The sequence below is a fragment of the Muriicola sp. SD30 genome, from assembly GCF_041205185.1.
Taxonomy (GTDB): domain Bacteria; phylum Bacteroidota; class Bacteroidia; order Flavobacteriales; family Flavobacteriaceae; genus Muriicola.
On record NZ_JBGEWB010000003.1, the window covers coordinates 1 to 21,900 of the forward strand.

The window sequence follows — 21,900 nt, forward strand, 5'->3', positions numbered from 1 at the left end:
ACGCTACCACAAATCCGCAGAGTCATCCCGCCCCAAAACGGTTCTCATGTTTCATTTAAATCTAATGATCTTAAATCCGCTAAAACCTACAAAGTCGATCCGAAAACCAACCCTTCAGCTTTAACAAATTCGCTGTCTACCAATATATCAATGAACTTTTGTATTCCTTTTTTCACCCAACGATCCCTCGTTAAGCGGGTGCAAATATAGAGCCATTTTTTTAATTAAAAATAATTTTCTAAATATTTTTAAGAAAATAATTCCGCTCCGGAAATAATGCCCTCAGAACTAGGAATTTGCAGTATTTCCCAGCAAAAAAGGCTTATAAAGATAATAGAAGTTCATGGATTCCGCAACTATTTTTTTTGTTTTTGTTGCTGGCTCCATTTGTTTGTCAACGAAGCGTAATCATAGTCGAGAACCGACTCTTGCCTCTGTAGTGTTTTGTCTGCAAAGGCCCTTTGTAAAATGTCTTCTATAAGGTAGTCTTCATGTACTGTTTGCGGACTGAATTCTTCCTTGATACTTATCTTAAACATCTTGGCGGTGGTGTTATACCAAAAAGCTCTCCACCCATTGCGCAATTCCTTCACCAGATCAAAAGCCGTCTTCCCGGTCTGCCTGTAAATTAGTTTAACAAGAATCTGACCCTCTGTCCGCGTTAGTTTTTTTAATTCCTCAGAAAACTCCTCCTCAATATACTTCTGTACCTTCCTGGTATACTTCTTCCTTTTCCTATTCTTTGTAATACGCTCAAGGCTGTCATTTAAATTTACCAGTCTTTCTGAAGCTAATTTGGCATAAGGGTAAACCTTTAATGTCTTTCTTTTTAGAATATAATATCGGAGCTTATCCTCATAAGATTCAAACTCCAACTTTCCGAAAATAAATACTTCATCCAGGGCAATAGAAGCCTGAAAGAGAGAGTCACCTTCAATAATAATCAGCTTCTCCTGCAATGAATCCAATGGCTGGTCTTCTATCTGTGCCTGCAAGGGGCTCAGACAGCCAAGAAATAAGCCAATAAATATTCGATTCCACATAAATTGTAATCCTCAATAATTATTCACCAAAATTAATCATAAAGAAGATTCCGGGTTATTAATTAAACGTGAATATTGCTAAGTTTGTATTCAAATTAAATTCTTAGATGAGCGACTCAAAAATTCTTACAAAAAAATCCATTGATTTCTTCGAAAAATATCTCAATAATGCCTCCCCCACCGGTTATGAATGGGAAGGTCAAAAGCTCTGGATGAATTACATAAAGCCCTATGTGGACACGTTCATCACAGACACTTACGGAACTGCTGTAGGCGTCATAAATCCAGAAGCTCCTTACAAGGTTGTTATCGAAGGACATTCTGATGAGATTTCCTGGTATGTTAATTACATCACTGACGACGGACTGATCTATGTGATCAGAAACGGCGGAAGTGATCATCAGATCGCTCCTTCTAAATGGGTCAATATTCATACCAAAAAAGGAATCGTCAAAGGAGTCTTTGGCTGGCCTGCAATTCACACCCGTGACAAAAGCAAGGAGAAGCCCCCTCAATTAGACAATATCTTTATTGACATTGGTGCGAAGGACAAGAAAGAAGTGCTTAAACTAGGAGTCCATGTGGGTTGCGTGATCACCTATCCCGACCAATTCCACATCTTAAATAAAAACCGCTTTGTCTGCAGGGCCATTGACAACAGGGCCGGGGGCTTTATGATTGCAGAAGTTGCCCGATTGCTCCACCAAAATAAAATAAAGCTGCCCTTTGGACTGTATATTACAAATTCCGTGCAGGAGGAGATCGGTCTGAGGGGGGCCGAAATGATTACACAAACCATCAGGCCCAATGCTGCCATTGTTACAGATGTTTGTCATGATACAACTACCCCGATGATCGACAAAAAAACCCAGGGGCATACCGAACTGGGTGCCGGACCCGTAATCTCCTACGCCCCGGCAGTACAGAATAAATTGAGGGAACGCATTATTGAAACAGCAGAGTCTAAGAAGATTCCTTTTCAACGTATGGCGTCCTCCAGATCAACAGGCACAGACACCGATGCTTTTGCCTATAGCAACGGAGGTGTTGCCTCTGCCCTGATCTCATTGCCGCTTAGGTATATGCATACCACCGTAGAAACGGTTCACAAGGATGATGTGGAAAACGTGATCCGTCTCATTTACGAAACGCTGTTAACTATAAAACCGGGAGAGACCTTTAGTTATTTCGATTGAGAAAACACTAAGTTAACTACCGCATTTAGTTTCTGTTTTAAATAAAAGCATCAACAATGGATGAATGGGTAGACGTTCTGGATTCTGATGGCCGATACACCGGCCAGAAGATCTTGAAATCTGAAGCTCACGAAAAAGGGCTATTCCACCCAACAGTCCATATCTGGTTCTTTTCTGAAAAGGGCGATGTCTTATTGCAACAAAGGGCGGAAATCAAAAAAACATTTCCGCTTTTCTGGGATGTTTCCGTAGCAGGACACGTCTCTGCTGGCGAGACGATTGAGAAATCGGCCATCAGGGAGGTTAAGGAGGAGATCGGACTCTACATCACAGACAAGGAGCTGGTCCCGGTGGGTGTATTTAAATCGATCCAGCAACACCACTCCAATCTTCTCGATTGTGAGTTTCACCACACTTTTATTTGTCTACTGATTCCTCCTCTCGAGGCACTAGTGAAGCAAATGGAGGAAGTTGAAGCCCTGCAACTCATGCCATTGAAAGTCTGGGAAAAAGACCTTTTTTCTGCTACCCCTACTCTATCTTATGTGCCTCACGAAGAAGCGTATTACAAAGAAGTAATTAGCGCAATAAAAAAACGTTTATAGGGAGTCGGCAAATTGCTGCAGGTCTTTCCAGGAATACGTCTGCTGTGAACCTCTGGTCATATCTTTTACGACTATCGATTGTTGCTCCAGCTCATCCTTCCCCAATAAAACCACATAAGGGATATTTCTGTTGTTAGCGTATTTGAGCTGCTTCTGAAGTTTGGTATCTGTAGGATACAGGTCAGTCTTTATCCCATTCTTTCTCAGGACTCTCAAAAGGGGAAGAGCCGCCAGTGCCTCCTGAATTCCGAAATTCGCAAACAAAACCTGCACAGATTGATCTATGGTTTCGGGAAAAAGTCCGAGTTCCTCCATCACCAGATAAATCCGGTCGAGGCCAAAGGAGATACCTACTCCGCTTAGATCCTTCAGGCCAAATATTCCTGTAAGGTCATCGTATCTTCCTCCCCCTCCTATGGATCCCATTTGTACACCATCAGGAGCTGCCACTTCAAAGATCGTCCCCGTGTAATAATTTAATCCCCTGGCCAAAGACACATCAACCTCAAGACTTGTATTGACAAGATTTAATTTTTCAATCGAATCGACAATGAATTGAAGATCCGCAATTCCTGCCTTCCCCACGCTTGAGTTTTTCAGAAATTCAGTAAGGAGCTCAAAGGGATTCGCTTCATCCTTTGCCATTGAGAACAAGGGCATGGCTTTCTGTATTGCAGTATCACTGATGCCGTTTGAGGCCATTTCACGTATCACACCTTCCTCCCCGATCTTGTCGAGTTTGTCAAGGGCTACCGTAAAAGGGATCAGTTTATCTGCGGCACCGATCACCTCCGCGATACCACTCAGGATTTTACGATGATTGAGTTTTATTATGATCTTCGGCAACCCCAAGTCTCCGAAGACTGCGTCGTATAATTGTATAAATTCGATTTCCTGTAAAAGGGAACCAGGTCCCACTACATCGGCATCACATTGATAAAACTCACGGAACCTCCCTTTCTGAGGCCGGTCTGCCCTCCAGACAGGTTGTATCTGATATCGCTTAAAGGGGAAATCTATTTCATTTTGATGCATCACCACATAGCGCGCAAAGGGCACCGTAAGGTCGTACCGCAATGCCTTCTCAGAAATCTGTGGTGTCAATTCACTTGCATTTTTGGCTTCATAAACTTCAGGATCTACCTTACGCAGGTAATCCCCTGAGTTGAGGATTTTAAATATGAGTCGGTCTCCTTCATCCCCATACTTCCCCATCAGGGTATCCAGGTTTTCAAAGGAAGGAGTTTCTATAGGCTGAAAGCCAAAAACCCCGAACTGGTTTCGGATTGTTTCAAAGATGTAATTTCTTTTGGCAACTTCTGCCGGTGTAAAATCGCGGGTACCCTTTGGAATGGAAGGTTTTTGTGCCATGTTCTCGTGTAGTTGGGTAAATATCGCCTTATTCTATGATTTTATCAAACCAATTATACAGTTCCCCCTTTGTAATTACCGCACCTTGCTGTATAAGGTCGAATTTATCTGCATTGGGATCGTCAGAATAGGCTTTGGAGGCCACGAGGTAATCCACAAAATCGGATTGCCAGTTTTTTTTAAACCACCCAAACCCTTCGGAGGTAGTAAGATCTACTTTGGGATTCCTCAGCTTCACGGAGATCAGTTTCATTTCCTTGCTGGATAAATGAAACAAGTGCATCTGCTGGGCCGAAATGTTTTCGAGGTATTCCACCTTCGTCAATACGCCTTCCCATACCAGATCACTAAACACATCGATCTCTTCTTCGGCTATATGAGGCCTGTTCGTCTTTATCATCTCCCATTCAGATGCTGTAATAGACTGGGTGGCCAGAAAATTGATAAATTCCTGATGCAATTCTTCCAATTGCTGTTTTGTCAATCGCGTATACTTCATAAAAAAAGCCGCCTTTTTAGGGCGGCCCAAAAATAAGATTTTATTCCTTAGTTAAAAATATAGCGCACCCCCAATTGTGCTCTCCATCGGGAGATCTGACTGGTGATTGCGGCAAAAGTATCTGTCCTGTTGGTATCAAAGGTATAGGTAGGATTATTACTGGAATCTACCGACACTCCGAGTAATTGATCAAAACTCGGGCCTTCCACTACTCCCCAATTGGAATTCAGCAGATTCCCAAAATTCAGGATGTCCAGACTTAACTGAAACTTGTTCTTGTCGGTAATCTTGATATCCTGCAAAATTTTAACGTCCCAGCTGCTCCTCCAGGGAGCAAGTGCTGCATAACGTTCTGCGTATTGCCCTCTTCTTCCACTCAGGTAGTCGTCCTGCTGAATAAATGCCTCAAAAGCTTCGGCCTGACCAGCGCCACTAAAGGTCATAGAGGAAAGTTCTGAACTGGTAGGAATATAGATGAGATCGTTTATGCTCGATCCATCATTATTGATATCCCCTCCATATATATAATTGTATCTGCCACTCTTCGCATATTCGAAAAAGGTTGAAATAGTTGTTCCTGTATTGAATTGTTTTGAGACCACTCCTATGATACGATGATTATCCCCATACCTGGAAAACGAGAGCACATCATTATTGGCATTCCCTACAATGGTGTTCCCGGCAAAGGCATCTCCTGTGATTTCCGCATCGATGGAATTCACTTCTTTGGCATTTAAGAAGCTATATGCCAGCATGGTGTAAAATCCATTATCCCAGTTCTTCTGCCCCTTGATAGAGGCATTCCATATACGGCCTTTATCAGAATTGGTAAAGACATAGGCATTGGTTGGACCTCCGAAAATCTGTGATTTGTCGTCATTGGTATAAACTGCCCTGTTATCCGGACCGTTTAATGTAGCTGAAGGGGTATCTAGTCCCCAATTCTGTACGTGAGCAGCGTTCACATCCTTGGTATAGGACACATCTGCGGTTAAGATAAGTCCGTTATCGAACTTCTTATCTACCCCAACATTCGTCCTCCAAACCTGTGGCCATTGAAAATCCGGATCCACAATCTGATAGAAGAAAAAGTCGACTCCCTGCACCTGATTCCCGAGCCATACAAAGGGAAAACGACCTGTGAAGAGACCGGATCCACCTCTGAGCTGAAGAGAATTATCGTTTTTAACGTCCCAGTTAAATCCAACCCTTGGTGAGACCAGAAAGTTGTTATTTGGTAGGGTTTCTGAATCCAGAAATACTGCTTCCCCGGTTTCCGGGTCGAAGTATTGGATTGAGGGAATATAAGTTCCAGAAGCGCCTCCCTTTCTCTCAATATTTTCAGCAACCTTTTCAGCTGTATCAAAGTAAAGAGGTTTGTCGAACCTAATCCCATAAGTGAGTTTGAAATTTTCTGTTGCATCCCATTCGTCCTGCACATAAAAAGACAACTGGCCCACATTCGTTTCTGCAAGTGACCAACCTCCGGGGTTTCCTGTGCCATTGGCATTAAATGCGCGATCTGCGGCTATAGCATCGTCAAATGCTGATTGCAGAGCTCCTGAACTTGCAAAATTTGGAAAATCCGTAATGGTTGTCGTTGGGAAAAAGACTCCCTGAGCCCCATAAACTCCCAGGTTGAAGGAATTATCAAATTGAAATTTCTCAAAGGAGAAACCTATAGTATAGGTATGGTCTCCTTTAAAAATATTGAGGTTGTTTGTTAGTTGAAATACCTTCTGATCTAATCGGTTGTTAATCGAAAAGGGCTCATGACCGGCGATGATATAGTTTGAACTTCCTGTATCATCGAGTATGACAATACTGGGTGCCGGAGTTGAAAACGGATTCCTGAAATCATCAAAATGGGTATAACCAATCTGTAATTTGTTAGTCGCCTCGTCTGAGAGGGTCGAGTTTAATTCAAGTTGCAATGACTTTATTTTGTTATTGATCTCATAGCCTGCATTTTCAAACTGCAGAGTCTGTGTATTTGGCCCCCTGAAAGTGATTGCATCTCTGTTGGCAGGTTTTCCTTTGGAAGCATCCAGGAAGTTGTAGATGATCGCCAGTCGATTGTTGTCGTTGATGTTCCAGTCGAGTTTAATGATTCCTTTAGTCGACTCCTGATCGAAGTTAAAATCCTGGAATCTGCCCGGGTTATAAAAGAGGTCATTCCCCTGAGCATCCTGGCCGATCACTACCTGCCGAAGCAGGTTATCTACCAGTTGAAAATCGGAAAGGGATACCCGGCTTTCATTTATATCTCCTGTACCTGTATTGGGTACAAAACCATCGGTTCCCAGTTCTGTAAGTTCGTCGCGCTCAAAGTTGACAAAGAAGAACAGTTTATTTTTAACGATCGGCCCGCCTAAGCTGAAGCCGTATTGAGTCTGTTCGAGTCCGGTTTTAAAAACATCGTCTCCATTAATTTTCCCTCCTGTTAGATCGTCATTTCTGAAAAATCCGTAAGCCGTACCATAGAACTCATTTGTACCACTCTTGGTAACGGCATTGACCGAAGCTCCAGTAAATCCGGATTGGGTTACGTCATATGGTGCAGTGGTCACCTGTATCTGATCGATGGCATCGAGAGAAATCGGTTGTGCATTAGTCTGTCCGCCCGGAGTGGCGGCATCAAGACCAAAAGGGTTGTTAAAGATGGCTCCATCCAGTGAAAAGTTATTGTACTGGTCGTTTCGCCCTCCAAATGATAAACCGGATGCCCCGGAAGATGCCTGAGGATCGAGTCTGATAAAGTCACTGGCAGATCTCGAAATGGTGGGCAGCCTGGTAAGTTCCCTCCTGCCTACACTTGTTTCAGCACCTGTACGGTCACTCCCAAAAGTCCCGGTCTGGTCGTAGGTTACAACTACTTCATCCAGTGCCTGGCTTTCGGAGATAAGATTAAATTCAAGGATGGTCGTTTTACCCAGGGTAAGGAAAACATCTGTCTGAATTTGTGATTTATACCCCACATAAGACACAGTAATTTCATAAGGTCCGCCAATCCGAAGGTTGGGAAGGTTATAGCGGCCGTCCTGGTTGCTAATTGCCCCGTACTTGGTTCCGGTAGGGGTATGAACTGCAACAACATTGGCCCCGAAAAGGGGTTGATTATCGCCTTCGAATACGGTTCCCCTGATTGCTGATGTTGTAACCTGCGCCCAGGAAGTGAAAGTCATGGCGATCAAAAGGATGCCACTTAAAAGTAATTTTTTCATGATAAAGAGTTAGTTATAGAAGCGTACAAAATAAACAAAAAAAGAGCTATGAAAAACATAGCTCTTTAGAAAAAATATCTATAAGAATCGCCTTACTTCTGCTCGGCAATCACTTCAAAGTTTAAATCGACCATTACCTCGCGGTGCAGGCGTATTTGAGCCTCGTAAGGCCCGGCTCTTTTGATAGAACCTCCTTTGATCATTATATATTTCTTATCTATCTCATGTCCTTCCTTGGCCAGTGCGTCTGCCAGGTCAGCGTTGGTCACAGAGCCAAATAATTTGTCTCCTGCACCTACCTTTGCCTGAATTTTCACTTCGAGTTGCTTAATTGCCTCAGCAGTTTTGTTAGCTGCGTCCACGGCCTTTTTCTCTTTGTGTGCCTTTTGCCTCAGATTCTCTGCCAATACTTTTTTGGCGGAGGGAGTAGCCATTGTAGCCAATCCTTTTGGGATGAGATAATTTCTGCCGTAACCATTCTTAACAGTTACTACATCGTCTTTGAATCCAAGATTCTGTACGTCTTCCTTTAAAATAAGTTCCATGCTCTCTCCCTTTTTATTTTAATAAATCTCCAACGTACGGCATAAGTGCCAGGTGCCTGGCTCTTTTTACTGCCTGAGCCACCTTTCTCTGATATTTCAGAGAGGTACCGGTTAATCTCCTTGGAAGTAATTTGCCCTGTTCATTAACAAGTTTCATAAGGAAATCTGGATCCTTATAATCGATATACTTTATACCCGACTTTTTAAATCGGCAGTATTTCTTTTGTTTATTGGTTTCGATGTTCAAAGGCGTGAGATATCTGATCTCTCCGTCTTTCTTACCTTTTGCCTGTTGCTGTAATGTTGCCATATCCTTACGCTTTAGCTTTTAATCTAGTTCTTCTTTTTTCAGCCCACTCAATCGCGTGCTTGTCTAATTTTACCGTCAAAAAACGCATAATGCGCTCATCCCTGCGGAATTCCTGCTCATAGGGAGCAATTACTGCACCGGGAGCGGTAAATTCGAACAAATGGTAAAAGCCACTTTTCTTGTGTTGTATGGGATATGCCAGTTTTTTCAGGCCCCAATTTTCCTTTGACACCATTTTGGCATCATTCTTAATTAAGAAATCTTCAAATTTCTTAACTGTTTCCTCTATCTGAACATCAGATAGAACGGGATTTAAAATGAAAACAGTTTCGTAATGATTCATATTGTTATACTATTTTTAGGAGCGCAAAAGTAATAATTCTTCCCTCTAATTACAAGAAATTAAATATTTCTTCGTTATTGGTACTATAATCACTCAAATTGAACTTAACCTATAAACCTAAATTATGCGCATTATCGACATCCTTACTTAATTGAATGTTCACAACTTTTATTGCGTTTGAACTGTTTTTTTATGTACTTTGTCGATGATTTAACCCCACAAATCAACCCTTTATGAAATTAAGAAGTATAGTTGTTGACGATTCATCTATGCAGCGAATGGCAGTTGCAAAGTTGGTGAATAATCATCCGAATTTAGCCCTGGTTGCGGAGTACAGCAACGCTATTGAAGCCAAGAACGGCATCAAGAACAATGAGATCGACCTGATCTTTCTCGATGTAGAAATGCCGATTATCAGCGGTTTTGATCTGTTGGAGTCTCTTGAAAACAGTCCGCAAGTCATCCTAATCACCGGAAAACCTGATTATGCTCTTAAAGCATTTGATTACGATGTAACCGATTATTTGCACAAACCAATTACAATGGCCCGTTTTGATGCTTCTGTTAAAAGGGCAGTGGCCAAATACGAGCAAATGAACCAGGTAGCTGAAGACGAAGAACATATCTTTGTTAAGAGCAACCTGAAAAAACGAAAGGTAATCCTCAATGATATCAAATGGATTGAAGCGCTGGGTGACTACATTAAATTAGTTACCGATGAGGCCAACATCGTTATCCTTTCAACCATGAAGGCTTTCGAAAAGCAATTACCGGCCGAAAAATTCCTCAGAATTCACAAATCCTATATTGTGAACCTGGAGAAGATTGAAAAATTTAACAGTAAGAATGTCGAAGTAAGTGGCCGATCTATTCCACTTAGTCGAAATAAGAAAACAGAACTGGCCGAGGCGTTAAGTAACGTCTGATCAGAAGTAATCTACGTCGTAGATTACCCGCACACTTCTGTACCAGGAGATAGCATTAAAAGAATTTTCAATTCTTTTAATGCTATTTTTTGTTTTAGACAGGGATTGTTCCCGGGGAATCTTAAGCAATAGCTGCTTGATATACTGATTCCTAATCCTTGCTACCGGTGGGAATTCCGGGCCGAGAACCTGCTCGCCAAACACATTCCGCATCGCTTTTCCAAACCAGCTGGCGGCCTCATTTAAAGTATTGTAATCCCTGTGTTTAAAACTGATCTTGATGATCCTGTTCAGAGGAGGATAATGATATTCCCTCCTTTGTTCCATTTGCTCCCTGTACAATTCCAGATAATCTCCTGCTACCACCTGTTGCAATACGTTATGACCGGGATTGTAGGTCTGGATCAGCACCGTACCCCTTTTTTCTGTTCTTCCAGCCCTGCCGGCTACCTGAGTCAGCAACTGAAAGCTGCGTTCATGAGCTCTGAAATCAGGAAAATTTAAAAGGGAATCGGCATTCATGATTCCTACAAGGTTTACATGCCTGAAATCGAGGCCTTTGGTAACCATCTGTGTTCCTACGAGGATATCAAATTCCTGGTTAGCAAAGGCAGTGATAATCTTTTCGTAAGCGTATTTTCCCCGGGTAGTATCCAGGTCCATACGCCCTACTCTCGCTTCCGGAAACATCGCTTCCAGTTCTTTTTCTATCTGTTCGGTTCCAAATCCTTTGGTATCGAGTGTGGAACTACCACAAGCCTTGCATTGGGCTTGCATCAGTTCGTGAAATCCGCAATAATGGCAGCGCAATTGATTTCTGCCCTGGTGATAAGTAAGACTAACATCGCAATTGGGACATTGGGGTGCATGTCCGCAAGTGGTGCACTCCACTATGGGCGCGTATCCCCTGCGGTTTTGAAAAAGGATGACCTGTTCCCCCAGGTTAAGTGTATTTTCTATCTGTTTCTGCAGGGTATCAGAAAAATGCCCTGTCATCTTTTTTCTTCGCGATGCATCACGGATGTCAACTAAATGCACCTCAGGCAGAAGCACACCTCCAAAGCGCTGATCCATTTTTGAATATCCGTATTTACCCGATTTTACATTGTAAAAACTCTCCAGACTCGGGGTTGCCGAACCCAGTAACACCTTCGCCCTATGGAAGCTAGCTAAAACTACAGCGGTATCCCTGGCGTGGTACCTGGGCGCCGGATCGTATTGCTTGAAAGAATTCTCGTGCTCTTCATCCACAACTACAAGGCCAAGTTGGGAAAATGGAAGAAAGAGGGAAGACCTTGCCCCGATTACCACCTGTGCCTTTTCAGCTCCTTTGCGAACATTATTCCATACTTCTACCCTTTCATTCAGGCTGAATTTTGAATGAAAAACCGATACTTTCCCTCCAAAACATTGCTGTAGTCGCAAAATAAGCTGAGTAGTAAGTGCGATTTCCGGAAGAAGGTACAAGACCTGTTTTCCCTCAGAGAGAACAGATTCCATCAGTTTCATGTAAACTTCTGTTTTACCGGAAGAGGTTACGCCGTGCAGAAGTACAACATCTTTCTCCTTGAAAGCTCCCCTGATTTCATCCAGGCTTTTCTTCTGAAAGTCACTTAATTCAGGGGTTTCTAACAAATCGGAATCTCCGTGAAAGGAAATCCTGTCGGTTCTGAACATCTCCTCTTCCAAAATTCCTTTGTCGAGCAAAGTCCTGATTATCCCAGAAGTAGTGCCGCTTTTCTTCTGCAATTCAATAGTGCTCATAGGTTTTTTCGTCTCAGCCTGGACCTGAAACAGGGTGAGGAGGACTTCCCGCTGTTTCGGAGCTCTGCTTAATTCATCGAGTAGGCCAACAAGCGCTTCTTCAGATTTATATTTCGGATGTATCCTTACTGTACGTATCTGCTTGGGTTTATACCGACTGTGAAGCGTTTCCTGTAGGGCGATATAGCCCTTCTCCATCATTCGATTCAATAAGGGCAACACGGTTTTTTTATCCAGAATCTCGCTCACCTCCCTGATCCTGAGGGAACCTTTGTTTTCTAATGCTTCAAGGATCATAAACTCCTGGTTGTCGAGTAGCTGTTCTTCAATATCCCGACTCGTATTTTTCAGAACAAGGGTTTCGCTTTCCAATAAAAATGCCCCCGGGACAGCTGACCTGAATACCTCTCCCAGGGTACACATATAATATTTGGCAATCCACTGCCAGTGCTGCAACTGAAGTTCAGTTACCAGCGGAAGGGTGTCGATAACCTCATGGATATCTTTGGCCTCATAAGCCTGAGGAGGATTGTTGTGAAGGCGATAGACCAGAGCTGTGTATATTTTCGACTTACCAAATGGTACCGCAATTCGCATTCCCTGCTTCAAAGTGGAAGCAATCTCTGCACTGACCCTGTAGGTGAAGAGTTTCTCCAGAGGAATAGGCAACACAACATCGACGTACTGATCCATAGACAAGCTTTAAGAAGATGCTCTTTCGGAGAGCCGGGTTGGATAAGAGAAAATCATGTTGTCCCTTAACTTTAACCGATCTCCTTTTTTGGAATATATCAAGATTTTGCAACGGTATTCCCGGTCGGATGCGTGATCGAAGACAGATCCCTTTCCTAGTTCATTTTTCCCGATTTTTATTTGTCCGTATAAAACAATCATAGACCTAATAGGTTGGTTTATTCTGTTACATCGTCAATAGTTTTTCCAAATTCACGTACAGGCTGGATATTGAGCTCTGACATCAGAGTAGAAAATATAAATGACAGTGTAAGTGTTTTATTCATCATTTGCTTTTGCACTTACATTTTGTCTGAGCCTGTTCAATGTTGCATTCAACTCAAAGCCCAGGAGCAGAATATTTGAATTCAACCAGATATAAACCATTAATATTAAGAGCCCTCCCAGAGCACCGTAGAGTTCATTATAACGCGCAAACTTTTCAATATACACCCCAAATAAATATGAAGTAAGCAGGATGAGTAAGGTAGTCATTAGTGCTCCGTAAGAAAAAAAACGTGCCTGTTTTCCTTCCCTTGTCCCGAAGTAATAAAGAATGGCCGTAGTAAAATATGAAAGGACGGCAAAGAAAAGGATTTTTCCAGCCCGGGCACCAACAAGCTCATTAGGATCCATGGCCACTCCACTCGATTCTGCGGCCCAGACATTTAAGTACTCCAGGGAGTACTCGAAGTAAACGAATGCAATGGCACCTACGATAAGGAGGAGGGACAGAATAATTCCGACCATAAGGGCATAGGCATACTGTTTAAAAAAATTGCGTGTCAGGTTAATATGATAGGAGGTTTCAAAGCCTCCAAAGATTGCACTTACCCCATTGGTCATTAAGAAGATGGAAAGGACAAATGCCGAGGAAAGAAGTCCGCCTTGTTTCTGATCCTTAATCTGGGTATAGATTTCCCCGAAATACTCGCCGGTTGCTGTAGGAAGGAAAGATTCGAGAAATCTGAGGAACTGAGTGTCAAAATCCTGACTTCCAACGCTGACAAGGGGAATCACAAATGGAATAAGGGTAACGAGAAATATGAGAAGTGGAAACAGGGCCATAAATAAGCTGAAAGCAATGGAACTGGCTCTTGTAGAGAGTGCTCCCTCCACAATTCCCCTGATGTACATCTCCATGAGATCGTAAAGGGAAAGACCCTCCAGGCCAATCAGTCTGATCTTTTTAAGCAGTGCAACCAGCCAATTGATCACAGGTATATTTTCCAGTTTTTCCTCAATTTCCTTCGACATCTATACGGCTTTAAGGCTGAGGTCTTTATTACTAACTGAATGTGTTAAGGCTCCCGAAGAAATGTAGTCCACCCCGCATTCCGCGTATTTTCGGATGGTCTGTTCATTGATTCCTCCTGAGGATTCTGTCAGGCATCTGTTACCAATTATTTCTACCGCCTTTCTGGTATCCTCAAAACTGAAATTATCAAGTAAAATGCGGTAAATGCCATCCGATCTAAGTATTTCTTCTACTTCCTTAAGGTTTCTGGCCTCTACAATGATCTTAAGGTCTTTCTGGTGATCCCGTAAATAGGCCTGAGTGAGTTCAATCGCCTTGGTAATTCCCCCTGCAAAATCGATATGATTATCTTTCAGCATGATCATATCGTAGAGTGCAAAGCGATGATTTTCGCCCCCGCCAATCCTTACGGCCCATTTTTCGATGGCCCTGATTCCCGGGGTTGTTTTTCTTGTATCGAGAATTTTAGTCTTTGTCCCTTCAAGCAAAGCCACAAATTTTGCCGTTTTTGTCGCAATGGCACTCATCCGCTGCATGGCGTTTAAAACCAATCGTTCTGCTTTCAGTATGCTTTGAGATGATCCGCTAACATAAAAAACCACATCCCCGTACATAACAGCTTGCCCATCGGGTACTTTTAGTTCTATTTTCAGATCCTTATCAACATAGTTAAATACCTGGCGGGCAAATTCTACGCCAGCGATCACACACTCCTCCTTTACCAGCAACTTTGCCTTTCCCTTTGCATCTGAAGGAATACAGGCCAGCGAACTATGATCACCATCCCCTAAATCTTCCCTGATTCCGTTCTTAATGATCTGTTCTATTTCCTCGGCCAAAGCTTCTTCCGAAATCATATGTTTATTTTAAAGAGCTAAAATTACTAAAAACAAATGCCATCCAAGAATCTGAATCTGTTGAAAATTTTACCTTTGGGTTATGAAAATTAAACTGTTGGTTGTAGGCAAAACAGACGATCGGGATTTGCAATCTCTGATAGAGGATTATCAAAAAAGATTAGCTCACTATATCAGGTTTCAGCTGGAAGTGATCCCCTCACTAAAAGGAACCAAAAATAGATCGATTACAGAACAAAAACAGCTGGAAGGACAGGCTATCCTCGCACGTATTGAACCTTCTGACACCTTATTATTACTTGATGAGAATGGTAGCACCTTCAGTTCTGTTGGCTTTGCGAAGGAATTGCAGAAGTATATGAATGCAGGAATAAGGCAAGTAGTTTTTGTTATTGGCGGACCTTATGGTTTCAGTGAGGAGGTGTACGGAAGGGCAAAAAAGAGAATCAGTCTTTCACGTATGACTTTTTCTCATCAGATGATCCGACTATTTTTCACCGAACAACTATACCGCGCTTTTACAATCTTACGAAACGAGTCTTATCATCATCAATAAAGCACTCTGAACTTGATGGTATGTTCAACCTTTTTCAGGGCTTTGATTACATCTCTGTTGTAATCCTTGTCGAGATCCGTAATTACATATCCCAGGTCATCATTTGTAGAAAGATACTGCCCTGAAATGTTCATTTCATAAGATGCAAGAACCTCATTTATCCTTGCCATTACACCAGGCAGGTTTCTGTGGATATGCAGGAAACGGTGGGCATTATTCTGTTTAGGTAACCGGATGTTGGGGAAATTCAACGCATCTTTCGTATTTCCTGTATTGATATAATCCATGATCTTGTTCGGCACAAAATCCGCAATATTCATCTGGGCCTCCTGGGTACTCCCGCCTATATGAGGGGTAAGGATTACGTTAGGTAATCCTTGTAAAGGAGTTTTAAAAGCGCCATTTTTTCTGGGCTCCTCAGGAAAAACATCAATGGCAGCTCCGGCTAGTTTCTTTTCCTTTAACGCTTTAACAAGGGCAGGAATATCCACGACAAAACCCCTTGAGAGGTTAATGAGATAGGCTCCGTCACGCATCTGGTGTAATTCCCGGTCACCGATGAAATTCTTATTCGCCTTATTATCATCAATATGCAGGGATACCACATCTGATACATTGAGCAGGTCTTCAAGGGTATTACATCTTTTCGCATTCCCCAGGGCCAAACGATCCTCCAAGTCATAATAATATACCCTCATCCCCATGGCTTCCGCCAGGACGGAGAGCTGTTTGCCAATATTTCCATATCCTACGATCCCCAGATTCTTTCCTCTGACTTCAGTGGAATTTGATGCAGTCTTATTCCATTGCCCATTATGGATTTCCACACTTCGGGGGAATATGTTCCGCATCAGCATAATGATCTGCCCTATAGCCATTTCAACTACAGACCGGGTATTGCTGTAAGGTGCATTAAAGACCACTACTCCCTTTTTCAGACAGTAATTGAGGTCGATTTGTGTTGTTCCAATACAAAAGGCCCCGATAACCAGGAGTTTATTGGCAGCATCGAGTACCCTTGGGGTGATTTGGGTCTTAGATCGTATCCCAAGTACATGCACTCCTTTGATCTTCTCGATCAATTCTTCTTCCGTAAGGCCACGATCTATTAACTCCACAGAAAAACCATCTTCCGAAAGATTGTCAAAGGCAACTGGATGTACGTTTTCAAGCAAAAGTATTTTGATCCGGTTTTTGGGATAAGAGAGGTTACGTGGGAGGTCATTTACAAAAAGGAATTCATCCAGATTAGGCGCCACATGATCAGCGTTCGACGCTGCTTTTTCCCTATGTACGTTCTCTGTATAGGCAAAAAATTTGTGAGCGATTCCTGCCTCCCTCATTACATAATCACTATACCCGTCACCAATAACCTGGACTTCCCCTTCGAGGTTCAGTTCTTTTAAACAGGCGATCTTCCCGTTATGGCTGGCCAGCACATTCTCCTCGTCAAATCCGGTTATATTTCCATCCTCGTCAAAAGTGAATGTATTGGCGTAAACCCGGTCTGATGGAATATTGTACTCCTCAACGATAGGGTCTATAAACTCTTTAAAACCACAGGAAATCACATAGATATCCTCAGAATACTTTTCAAAAAATTCCTTGTTGGAAGCAATCGATTTGGAAATCTTTTTTCTAAGCTCTTCCACAAGAGGATCAAGATGTTTTTTATTTGCCTGTAACAGCCTGATTCTCCTTTCCAGGGACTCTGTAAAGGAAATATCCCCGTCGATCCCCAAATTGGTAATGTGTTGAATCTCTTTGATGACCTCATCCCTGTCTTCGCGGTTGCTCAGGGTCATTTCAGCTAAAACATCAAGTGCTTCCACCCGGGTTAACGTACTATCAAAATCAAAAACATACTTCCTCGCCACTGTGATCATATAAAGGTGTTCAAAGATGCAAAAGTAGAAATAATTGAAGATGGAAACATGAAATCGTGTTAAAAGTACGAGATCACTGTTTTAAGGCCTGTAATGATAAAATATTCTCTTATTTTTATGGACTTTGTTGTGAAATATTAATTCTTTCCGGGCGTGACCGATTTGAACAACAGTATGGATTTATGAAAAAAATATTAAAGGCCTTAAAACTGATTTTCCTCTCTCTTGTTGTAATACTCTTACTTGCGTATGGGGTGATCTATTTGAAAATGAAAATGGATTCCAGAGCCAACTTGGCGCTCTTAGGTCCTGAAGCTACCGTACTTAATATAGGAGGTCAGCCGATAAGGGACCTGAATAAAAATGGGCAGGTCGATATCTATGAAAATCCTGAACATACAGTTGAGGAGCGTGTAGAGGATTTGGTAAATCAAATGACCCTGGAAGAGAAGGCGGGCTTGCTTTTTGTGACAATGATTGGCACCACTCCTGACGGTGAGCCCCTGGAAACCCCTGTGTTGTCTTTAGACCCCCTGATTACTATGATGTCTATGTACCTCCCGTCCAATTCGGAATTGATCGTAAAAAAGAAAATAAATAGTGTTAATATCCTGACATCGCCCGATGCCGATGCCCTGGCCAAATACAATAACGAGATTCAAAAGATGGCAGAGAAGACCCGCCTGGGAATACCCATTACCATTGCAACCGATCCGAGACATGGTACGGAAAATAATCCTGGTGCAGCCCTTTACACGCCGGCTTTTTCACAATGGCCTACCTCTCTGGGGCTTGCCGCCACCCGCGATACGGTCCTGGCAAAGAAGTTTGGCGACATTGCCAGACAGGAATACCTGGCAGTAGGTATACGCCTTGCGCTCCATCCGATGGCCGACCTGGCCACTGAACCGCGATGGGCAAGGACCAATGGCACTTTTGGAGAAGACGCCCAGCTGTCAGCGATGATGACCAAAGCTTATATACTCGGATTTCAGGGCGATACGCTTCACCATAGCAGCGTTGCATGTATGACAAAGCATTTTTCGGGCGGAGGCCCACAAAAAGACGGGGAGGATGCTCATTTTCCTTATGGGAAAGAACAGGTGTATCCGGGAGATAATTTTGACTACCATCTTATTCCCTTTACCGAAGGTGCTTTCCCTGCAAATACTGCTCAGATAATGCCGTATTATGGTATTCCGATGGACCAGACCAGTGAAAATGTGGCTTTCGGTTTTAACAAAGATATTATTACAGGTTTGCTGCGTGATTCCCTGAATTTTCAGGGGGTGGTCTGCACCGACTGGAATATTATTACAGATTCCCGGATATCTGAAGGAAGGGCCTGGGGTGTTGAGCACCTGAGTGTAAAAGAACGAGTTAAAAAGGTCATTGATGCAGGCTGTGACCAATTTGGAGGTGAAAGCATCCCTGAAGTAATCGTTGATCTGGTAAAGGAAGGAGGAATAAGTATAGAACGACTCGACACCTCGGTAAAAAGAGTTTTGAGGGATAAATTTACTTTGGGTCTATTTGACGATCCCTATGTGGATGAAAACAAGGCTGTGAAAATTGCAGGCAAGGCAGAGTTCAGGGAACAAGGAAAACTGGCCCAGGCGAAATCGACCATCTTGCTTAAGAATAAAGATCTGTTACCCCTTACCGAAGGCACCAAAATCTACGCCGAAGGGATAAAAGAGACCCATTTTCTGGAAAACTATGGATACCTGGTAAATTCTCCGGAAGATGCTGATGTGATAGTGAAGCGCCTGGCAACTCCGTTTGAACCCAGGTCAGATTCCTTTATTGAGAGCTTTTTTCATCAGGGCAGGTTGTATTTTACTGAGGAAGAATCCGAGGAAATCCTAAACCTCATCACCCAAAAACCTTCCATCACTATTGTCAATCTGGAAAGACCGGCAATCATTACTGAAATTGATGCTTTGAGCAGCGCGGTGATGGCTGAATTTGGAACGAGTGATGAAATCCTCGCACAACTGCTCTTTGGTAAAATGAAACCGCAGGGGAAACTACCTTTCGAATTGCCATCGAGTTGGGAAGCCGTCCTCAAACAGAAAGAAGACGTACCCCGGGACTCTGAAAATCCCTTATATCCCTACGGGTATGGTTTGGAGTACTAAGAAAATCCAAAAGAAAGGTAAATCAGGCCGGTAATGATAGCAAGGCCAAAACTGAGCAGCGTACCGATCAGGATGTATTCTGTCAGCTTCCGGCTATTACTTTCCTTCAGGTCGTTAAATCGAAATACTGATTTAGCAGTAATTAAAAGTCCTATGCCTTCCCACCTTCCGGTAATTATAAATACCAGAACGAAAAGGCGTTCTATCATACCTATATATTTTCCGGCATTAGGCAGCGACTTGTGATCAAGGGAGATCTGCTTGGACATTTTCTCCAGCAAAACATTCATCAGGATAGCCGATGGAAACGTAAGAAAGAAAATTGCAGTCACCAATCCCCAGTCGATGAGTCCTATTAGATAGTCGATTTGCCCAATAATATTACCGTAATAGGCACATCCGAAGAGTATCATGATATGTAAAAACTGGTCGATAAAAAAGGGAACACTTCTATTCTTAAATCGCGGTTCTGAATACAACTTTCCGAGATCGATCACAAAATGTGAAAGGGCGATCACAAGGGCGATGCGCCAATGGGTGTAATTACCAAGTAGCAGCAGTACCAGAACGAAGTGGATCAAAACATGAAAGTACAAATAGTGGGAGCCAATTTTGTGAGCCGACTTATGGATGACCCACTTGGTGGGTTGAAAGAGGAAGTCACCCAGGAGGTGAGCCAGAAGGAGTTTAATAAATAGAATCATCTGATCAATTCTTTAAATGTTTCTTTATAAAATACCAGCAAATCAATAACCAGATCTGTCCGGGCTCTTTTTTGTCGCTGGCTTACGGCAGATTGCTGAATGTTGAAGAATTCAGCCATTTGCTGTTGTGAAGCCCCGGGATTTCTCAGGGTCCATGCAATAGTTTCAGCCGAAACCGTCGTCCATTCATCCATAAAGCTCAGGGCCATGCGGAGCAGCAGGTTACAAACTTCATCCTTTTCTTTCAGGCCGCTGCGGATAGCCAAGGTTTGCTTCCCGGATTTTAACTCCTCCAGTAGCCTGCCAGAATGCAGGTAGGCTGTTCCGTTGGCCTCCGTGATCCTGCCTCCGGAATACGACTCTTCCCCTATTCCAATGGCCACCCTTACATCGAGGTTTTTATGAGATTTTATAACGGATTTTATAAGAATAGCCTCCTCCAGTGCTTCATTGACTGCAGTTTTAAATTGAAATTCATCGCCCCTATAAATATCCCACGCTTCCGGTTGTTGTCCTTTCTCTGACAGGACTTCTTTCAGAGCTGGCAACCAGGCTGCCGAGGAATATTGTCCTGAATTTACAATATCGCCCGTTACAATTGCTATCATATTATTAGTTTAAAAGCTAATATATTAAATTATAAGTATATGTGCTAATATATTAAACTATAAGTAGAATACTTTATTGTAAACCCCTATACAAAAGAAGCGAAGTTTTTTAAAACCAGCGTCTTACTTTTATACAGTACTGAGCGTAATCCTTTCCGAATTTCTCCAGAAGCGCGACCTCTTCACGCTTTATCTGGAATCTGTTCATCACAGAAACAAAACCTGCAGCCAAAAGCGTGTTAAAAGCATTTCCCAGGGCTAAACCCCAGGCCAAAAGAATAAGCAACATGGCCAGGTACATAGGGTTCCTTGAAAAGGAATACAACCCGCCGGTCACAAGTTTATTTGCCTTTGAAGGGTTTATAGGGTCGGCCGTTGTACGAGCTTTGAGGAACTGAAATATGGCTATAAAAGCTATGACCACCCCCAAAGAAGCAAGGACCTTCATCAAAAGGCGCCGGCCAAAGAAATCAAAATAGCCCACAGGAAGGAAAGTAGCCAGGAGGTACATCAGTAAGCCGGTAAGTAAAAAAATGATTGCGGGCGGCAGCTTTATTTTCATAGCGTGAATTCCTTGAGGAATTCAAAATTACTATTTTTGGCCGCATTCTGATCAATCAATAGATATAACTATTCAATGGAATTGGTATTTGCCACCCATAACCTGAACAAAGCAAAGGAAATTCTCCCGGAATTACCCCCCCATATAGAACTCAGGACCTTGAGTGATATAGGCTGTGTTGAAGAAATTTCAGAAACAGCATCCACTCTGGAGGGCAATGCAATTATCAAAGCCTCCTTTGTTCAGAATAAATTTGGACTTTCCTGCTTTGCCGATGACACGGGTCTGGAAGTGGTCGCTCTTAACGGGGCGCCAGGGGTGTATTCTGCACGCTATGCCGGAGAGCCGAAAAATGAAGAAGCCAATATTGCCAAACTTCTGGAGGAGATGAAAGATCAACAAGACAGAAGAGCTCAGTTTACCACGGTAATCGCCCTTTGTCAGGAAAATGAAACCCGGGTATTCCGGGGTGTAGTTAAAGGCCTGATCACCAGATCCCCCAGGGGAACAAATGGATTTGGATATGATCCGATTTTCCAGCCGGAAGGATTCGAGCGGACCTTTGCAGAACTTTCGCTTCAGGAAAAGAATAAGATCAGTCACAGAGCCAGGGCATTAGCCAAATTACTGGAGTCACTCAAAACCCAAAGCTAACTGGCTCATTCCCATTTACTATAATTAAACACATATCGCACTGCGAATCAATAAATAGCAGTACCTTTGCCGCTTAATTATAGCCGCTGGTATAGCATGTGTTGCGCTGAGGATCA

Annotated in this window: 20 protein-coding genes; 6 read left to right on the forward strand and 14 right to left on the reverse strand. The window is 42.8% G+C overall.

Annotated elements, in window-relative coordinates:
* Window positions 1–356: 356 nt before the first annotated feature.
* The gene (locus AB8P51_RS08945; protein WP_369748488.1) at window positions 357–1,043 is read right to left on the reverse strand and encodes a DUF4294 domain-containing protein; all 687 of its coding nucleotides are present in this window, start codon (window positions 1,041–1,043) and stop codon (window positions 357–359) included.
* Window positions 1,044–1,150: 107 nt separating this feature from the next.
* Between AB8P51_RS08945 and AB8P51_RS08950 the strand changes: the two genes are divergently transcribed.
* The gene (locus AB8P51_RS08950) at window positions 1,151–2,239 is read left to right on the forward strand and encodes a M42 family metallopeptidase (protein ID WP_369748489.1); all 1,089 of its coding nucleotides are present in this window, start codon (window positions 1,151–1,153) and stop codon (window positions 2,237–2,239) included.
* Window positions 2,240–2,295: 56 nt separating this feature from the next.
* Window positions 2,296–2,844 carry an NUDIX domain-containing protein gene (locus AB8P51_RS08955; protein WP_369748490.1) on the forward strand — a complete coding sequence of 183 codons (549 nt, stop codon included), beginning with the start codon at window positions 2,296–2,298 and terminating at the stop codon, window positions 2,842–2,844.
* Here AB8P51_RS08955 and hisS read toward each other — a convergent pair.
* The 6 genes from hisS to rpsF all read right to left on the reverse strand — a co-directional run bounded on the left by hisS (window position 2,839) and on the right by rpsF (window position 9,136).
* Entirely contained in the window at window positions 2,839–4,215 is a 1,377-nt protein-coding gene (gene hisS / locus AB8P51_RS08960; protein ID WP_369748491.1) for a histidine--tRNA ligase, read from the reverse strand. The two genes, AB8P51_RS08955 and hisS, sit on opposite strands and share 6 nt — an antisense overlap.
* Window positions 4,216–4,243: 28 nt before the next feature.
* Window positions 4,244–4,714: a DUF6495 family protein gene (locus tag AB8P51_RS08965; RefSeq protein WP_369748492.1), complete on the reverse strand. Its 471-nt coding sequence runs from the start codon at window positions 4,712–4,714 to the stop codon at window positions 4,244–4,246.
* 47 nt (window positions 4,715–4,761) lie between these two features.
* A complete protein-coding gene (locus tag AB8P51_RS08970) occupies window positions 4,762–7,938 on the reverse strand; it encodes a carboxypeptidase regulatory-like domain-containing protein (RefSeq protein WP_369748493.1) in 3,177 nt (1,058 codons plus the stop codon).
* A 92-nt stretch (window positions 7,939–8,030) separates the two neighbouring features.
* Entirely contained in the window at window positions 8,031–8,483 is a 453-nt protein-coding gene (rplI, locus tag AB8P51_RS08975) for a 50S ribosomal protein L9 (RefSeq protein ID WP_369748494.1), read from the reverse strand.
* A 13-nt stretch (window positions 8,484–8,496) separates the two neighbouring features.
* On the reverse strand, window positions 8,497–8,793 hold the full coding sequence (gene rpsR, locus AB8P51_RS08980) for a 30S ribosomal protein S18 (RefSeq protein WP_129604536.1): 297 nt from the start codon (window positions 8,791–8,793) through the stop codon (window positions 8,497–8,499).
* A gap of 4 nt (window positions 8,794–8,797) precedes the next feature.
* Window positions 8,798–9,136 (reverse strand): 30S ribosomal protein S6, encoded by a 339-nt coding sequence (gene rpsF / locus AB8P51_RS08985; RefSeq protein ID WP_369748495.1) that lies wholly within the window; start codon window positions 9,134–9,136, stop codon window positions 8,798–8,800.
* Between the two features lie 233 nt (window positions 9,137–9,369).
* Between rpsF and AB8P51_RS08990 the strand changes: the two genes are divergently transcribed.
* Window positions 9,370–10,062, forward strand: coding sequence for a LytTR family DNA-binding domain-containing protein (locus tag AB8P51_RS08990; protein WP_129604542.1), 693 nt, complete (start codon window positions 9,370–9,372; stop codon window positions 10,060–10,062).
* On the opposite strand, the gene priA is transcribed toward AB8P51_RS08990, so the two are convergent.
* The 3 genes from priA to nadC form a co-directional block, all read right to left on the reverse strand.
* Window positions 10,063–12,519 (reverse strand): primosomal protein N', encoded by a 2,457-nt coding sequence (gene priA / locus AB8P51_RS08995; RefSeq protein ID WP_369748496.1) that lies wholly within the window; start codon window positions 12,517–12,519, stop codon window positions 10,063–10,065.
* 318 nt (window positions 12,520–12,837) lie between these two features.
* Window positions 12,838–13,815 (reverse strand): YihY/virulence factor BrkB family protein, encoded by a 978-nt coding sequence (locus AB8P51_RS09000; protein ID WP_369748497.1) that lies wholly within the window; start codon window positions 13,813–13,815, stop codon window positions 12,838–12,840.
* A complete protein-coding gene (nadC, locus tag AB8P51_RS09005) occupies window positions 13,816–14,673 on the reverse strand; it encodes a carboxylating nicotinate-nucleotide diphosphorylase (RefSeq protein WP_369748498.1) in 858 nt (285 codons plus the stop codon). It abuts the gene before it with no gap.
* A gap of 82 nt (window positions 14,674–14,755) precedes the next feature.
* Between nadC and rlmH the strand changes: the two genes are divergently transcribed.
* Window positions 14,756–15,229, forward strand: a complete 474-nt coding sequence (gene rlmH / locus AB8P51_RS09010) for a 23S rRNA (pseudouridine(1915)-N(3))-methyltransferase RlmH (RefSeq protein ID WP_369748499.1) — start codon at window positions 14,756–14,758, stop codon at window positions 15,227–15,229.
* Here rlmH and serA read toward each other — a convergent pair.
* Window positions 15,223–17,115: a phosphoglycerate dehydrogenase gene (serA, locus tag AB8P51_RS09015; RefSeq protein ID WP_369748500.1), complete on the reverse strand. Its 1,893-nt coding sequence runs from the start codon at window positions 17,113–17,115 to the stop codon at window positions 15,223–15,225. The two genes, rlmH and serA, sit on opposite strands and share 7 nt — an antisense overlap.
* 182 nt (window positions 17,116–17,297) lie before the next feature.
* Between serA and AB8P51_RS09020 the strand changes: the two genes are divergently transcribed.
* A complete protein-coding gene (locus AB8P51_RS09020) occupies window positions 17,298–19,256 on the forward strand; it encodes a glycoside hydrolase family 3 N-terminal domain-containing protein (protein ID WP_369748501.1) in 1,959 nt (652 codons plus the stop codon).
* On the opposite strand, the gene AB8P51_RS09025 is transcribed toward AB8P51_RS09020, so the two are convergent.
* From AB8P51_RS09025 to AB8P51_RS09035, 3 genes are all read right to left on the reverse strand, one after another.
* A complete protein-coding gene (locus tag AB8P51_RS09025) occupies window positions 19,253–19,960 on the reverse strand; it encodes a DUF3307 domain-containing protein (RefSeq protein ID WP_369748502.1) in 708 nt (235 codons plus the stop codon). The two genes, AB8P51_RS09020 and AB8P51_RS09025, sit on opposite strands and share 4 nt — an antisense overlap.
* Window positions 19,957–20,568 carry a SatD family protein gene (locus AB8P51_RS09030; RefSeq protein WP_369748503.1) on the reverse strand — a complete coding sequence of 204 codons (612 nt, stop codon included), beginning with the start codon at window positions 20,566–20,568 and terminating at the stop codon, window positions 19,957–19,959. The genes AB8P51_RS09025 and AB8P51_RS09030 overlap by 4 nt, the downstream gene beginning before the upstream one ends.
* Window positions 20,569–20,677: 109 nt before the next feature.
* Complete coding sequence (locus AB8P51_RS09035; protein WP_369748504.1) at window positions 20,678–21,130, reverse strand: isoprenylcysteine carboxylmethyltransferase family protein; 453 nt, start codon at window positions 21,128–21,130, stop codon at window positions 20,678–20,680.
* A gap of 75 nt (window positions 21,131–21,205) precedes the next feature.
* Here AB8P51_RS09035 and AB8P51_RS09040 point away from each other — a divergent pair, with 75 nt between their 5' ends.
* Window positions 21,206–21,784, forward strand: coding sequence for a non-canonical purine NTP diphosphatase (locus AB8P51_RS09040; RefSeq protein ID WP_369748505.1), 579 nt, complete (start codon window positions 21,206–21,208; stop codon window positions 21,782–21,784).
* Window positions 21,785–21,900 lie beyond the last annotated feature (116 nt).

Bases quoted from the DNA above. Each gene is read 5' to 3' on its own strand.
- AB8P51_RS08945 (WP_369748488.1), bottom strand. From the start codon at position 1,043: ATGTGGAATCGAATATTTATTGGCTTATTTCTTGGCTGTCTGAGCCCC.
- AB8P51_RS08950 (WP_369748489.1), top strand. From the start codon at position 1,151: ATGAGCGACTCAAAAATTCTTACAAAAAAATCCATTGATTTCTTCGAA.
- AB8P51_RS08955 (WP_369748490.1), top strand. From the start codon at position 2,296: ATGGATGAATGGGTAGACGTTCTGGATTCTGATGGCCGATACACCGGC.
- hisS (WP_369748491.1), bottom strand. From the start codon at position 4,215: ATGGCACAAAAACCTTCCATTCCAAAGGGTACCCGCGATTTTACACCG.
- AB8P51_RS08965 (WP_369748492.1), bottom strand. From the start codon at position 4,714: ATGAAGTATACGCGATTGACAAAACAGCAATTGGAAGAATTGCATCAG.
- AB8P51_RS08970 (WP_369748493.1), bottom strand. From the start codon at position 7,938: ATGAAAAAATTACTTTTAAGTGGCATCCTTTTGATCGCCATGACTTTC.
- rplI (WP_369748494.1), bottom strand. From the start codon at position 8,483: ATGGAACTTATTTTAAAGGAAGACGTACAGAATCTTGGATTCAAAGAC.
- rpsR (WP_129604536.1), bottom strand. From the start codon at position 8,793: ATGGCAACATTACAGCAACAGGCAAAAGGTAAGAAAGACGGAGAGATC.
- rpsF (WP_369748495.1), bottom strand. From the start codon at position 9,136: ATGAATCATTACGAAACTGTTTTCATTTTAAATCCCGTTCTATCTGAT.
- AB8P51_RS08990 (WP_129604542.1), top strand. From the start codon at position 9,370: ATGAAATTAAGAAGTATAGTTGTTGACGATTCATCTATGCAGCGAATG.
- priA (WP_369748496.1), bottom strand. From the start codon at position 12,519: ATGGATCAGTACGTCGATGTTGTGTTGCCTATTCCTCTGGAGAAACTC.
- AB8P51_RS09000 (WP_369748497.1), bottom strand. From the start codon at position 13,815: ATGTCGAAGGAAATTGAGGAAAAACTGGAAAATATACCTGTGATCAAT.
- nadC (WP_369748498.1), bottom strand. From the start codon at position 14,673: ATGATTTCGGAAGAAGCTTTGGCCGAGGAAATAGAACAGATCATTAAG.
- rlmH (WP_369748499.1), top strand. From the start codon at position 14,756: ATGAAAATTAAACTGTTGGTTGTAGGCAAAACAGACGATCGGGATTTG.
- serA (WP_369748500.1), bottom strand. From the start codon at position 17,115: ATGATCACAGTGGCGAGGAAGTATGTTTTTGATTTTGATAGTACGTTA.
- AB8P51_RS09020 (WP_369748501.1), top strand. From the start codon at position 17,298: ATGAAAAAAATATTAAAGGCCTTAAAACTGATTTTCCTCTCTCTTGTT.
- AB8P51_RS09025 (WP_369748502.1), bottom strand. From the start codon at position 19,960: ATGATTCTATTTATTAAACTCCTTCTGGCTCACCTCCTGGGTGACTTC.
- AB8P51_RS09030 (WP_369748503.1), bottom strand. From the start codon at position 20,568: ATGATAGCAATTGTAACGGGCGATATTGTAAATTCAGGACAATATTCC.
- AB8P51_RS09035 (WP_369748504.1), bottom strand. From the start codon at position 21,130: ATGAAAATAAAGCTGCCGCCCGCAATCATTTTTTTACTTACCGGCTTA.
- AB8P51_RS09040 (WP_369748505.1), top strand. From the start codon at position 21,206: ATGGAATTGGTATTTGCCACCCATAACCTGAACAAAGCAAAGGAAATT.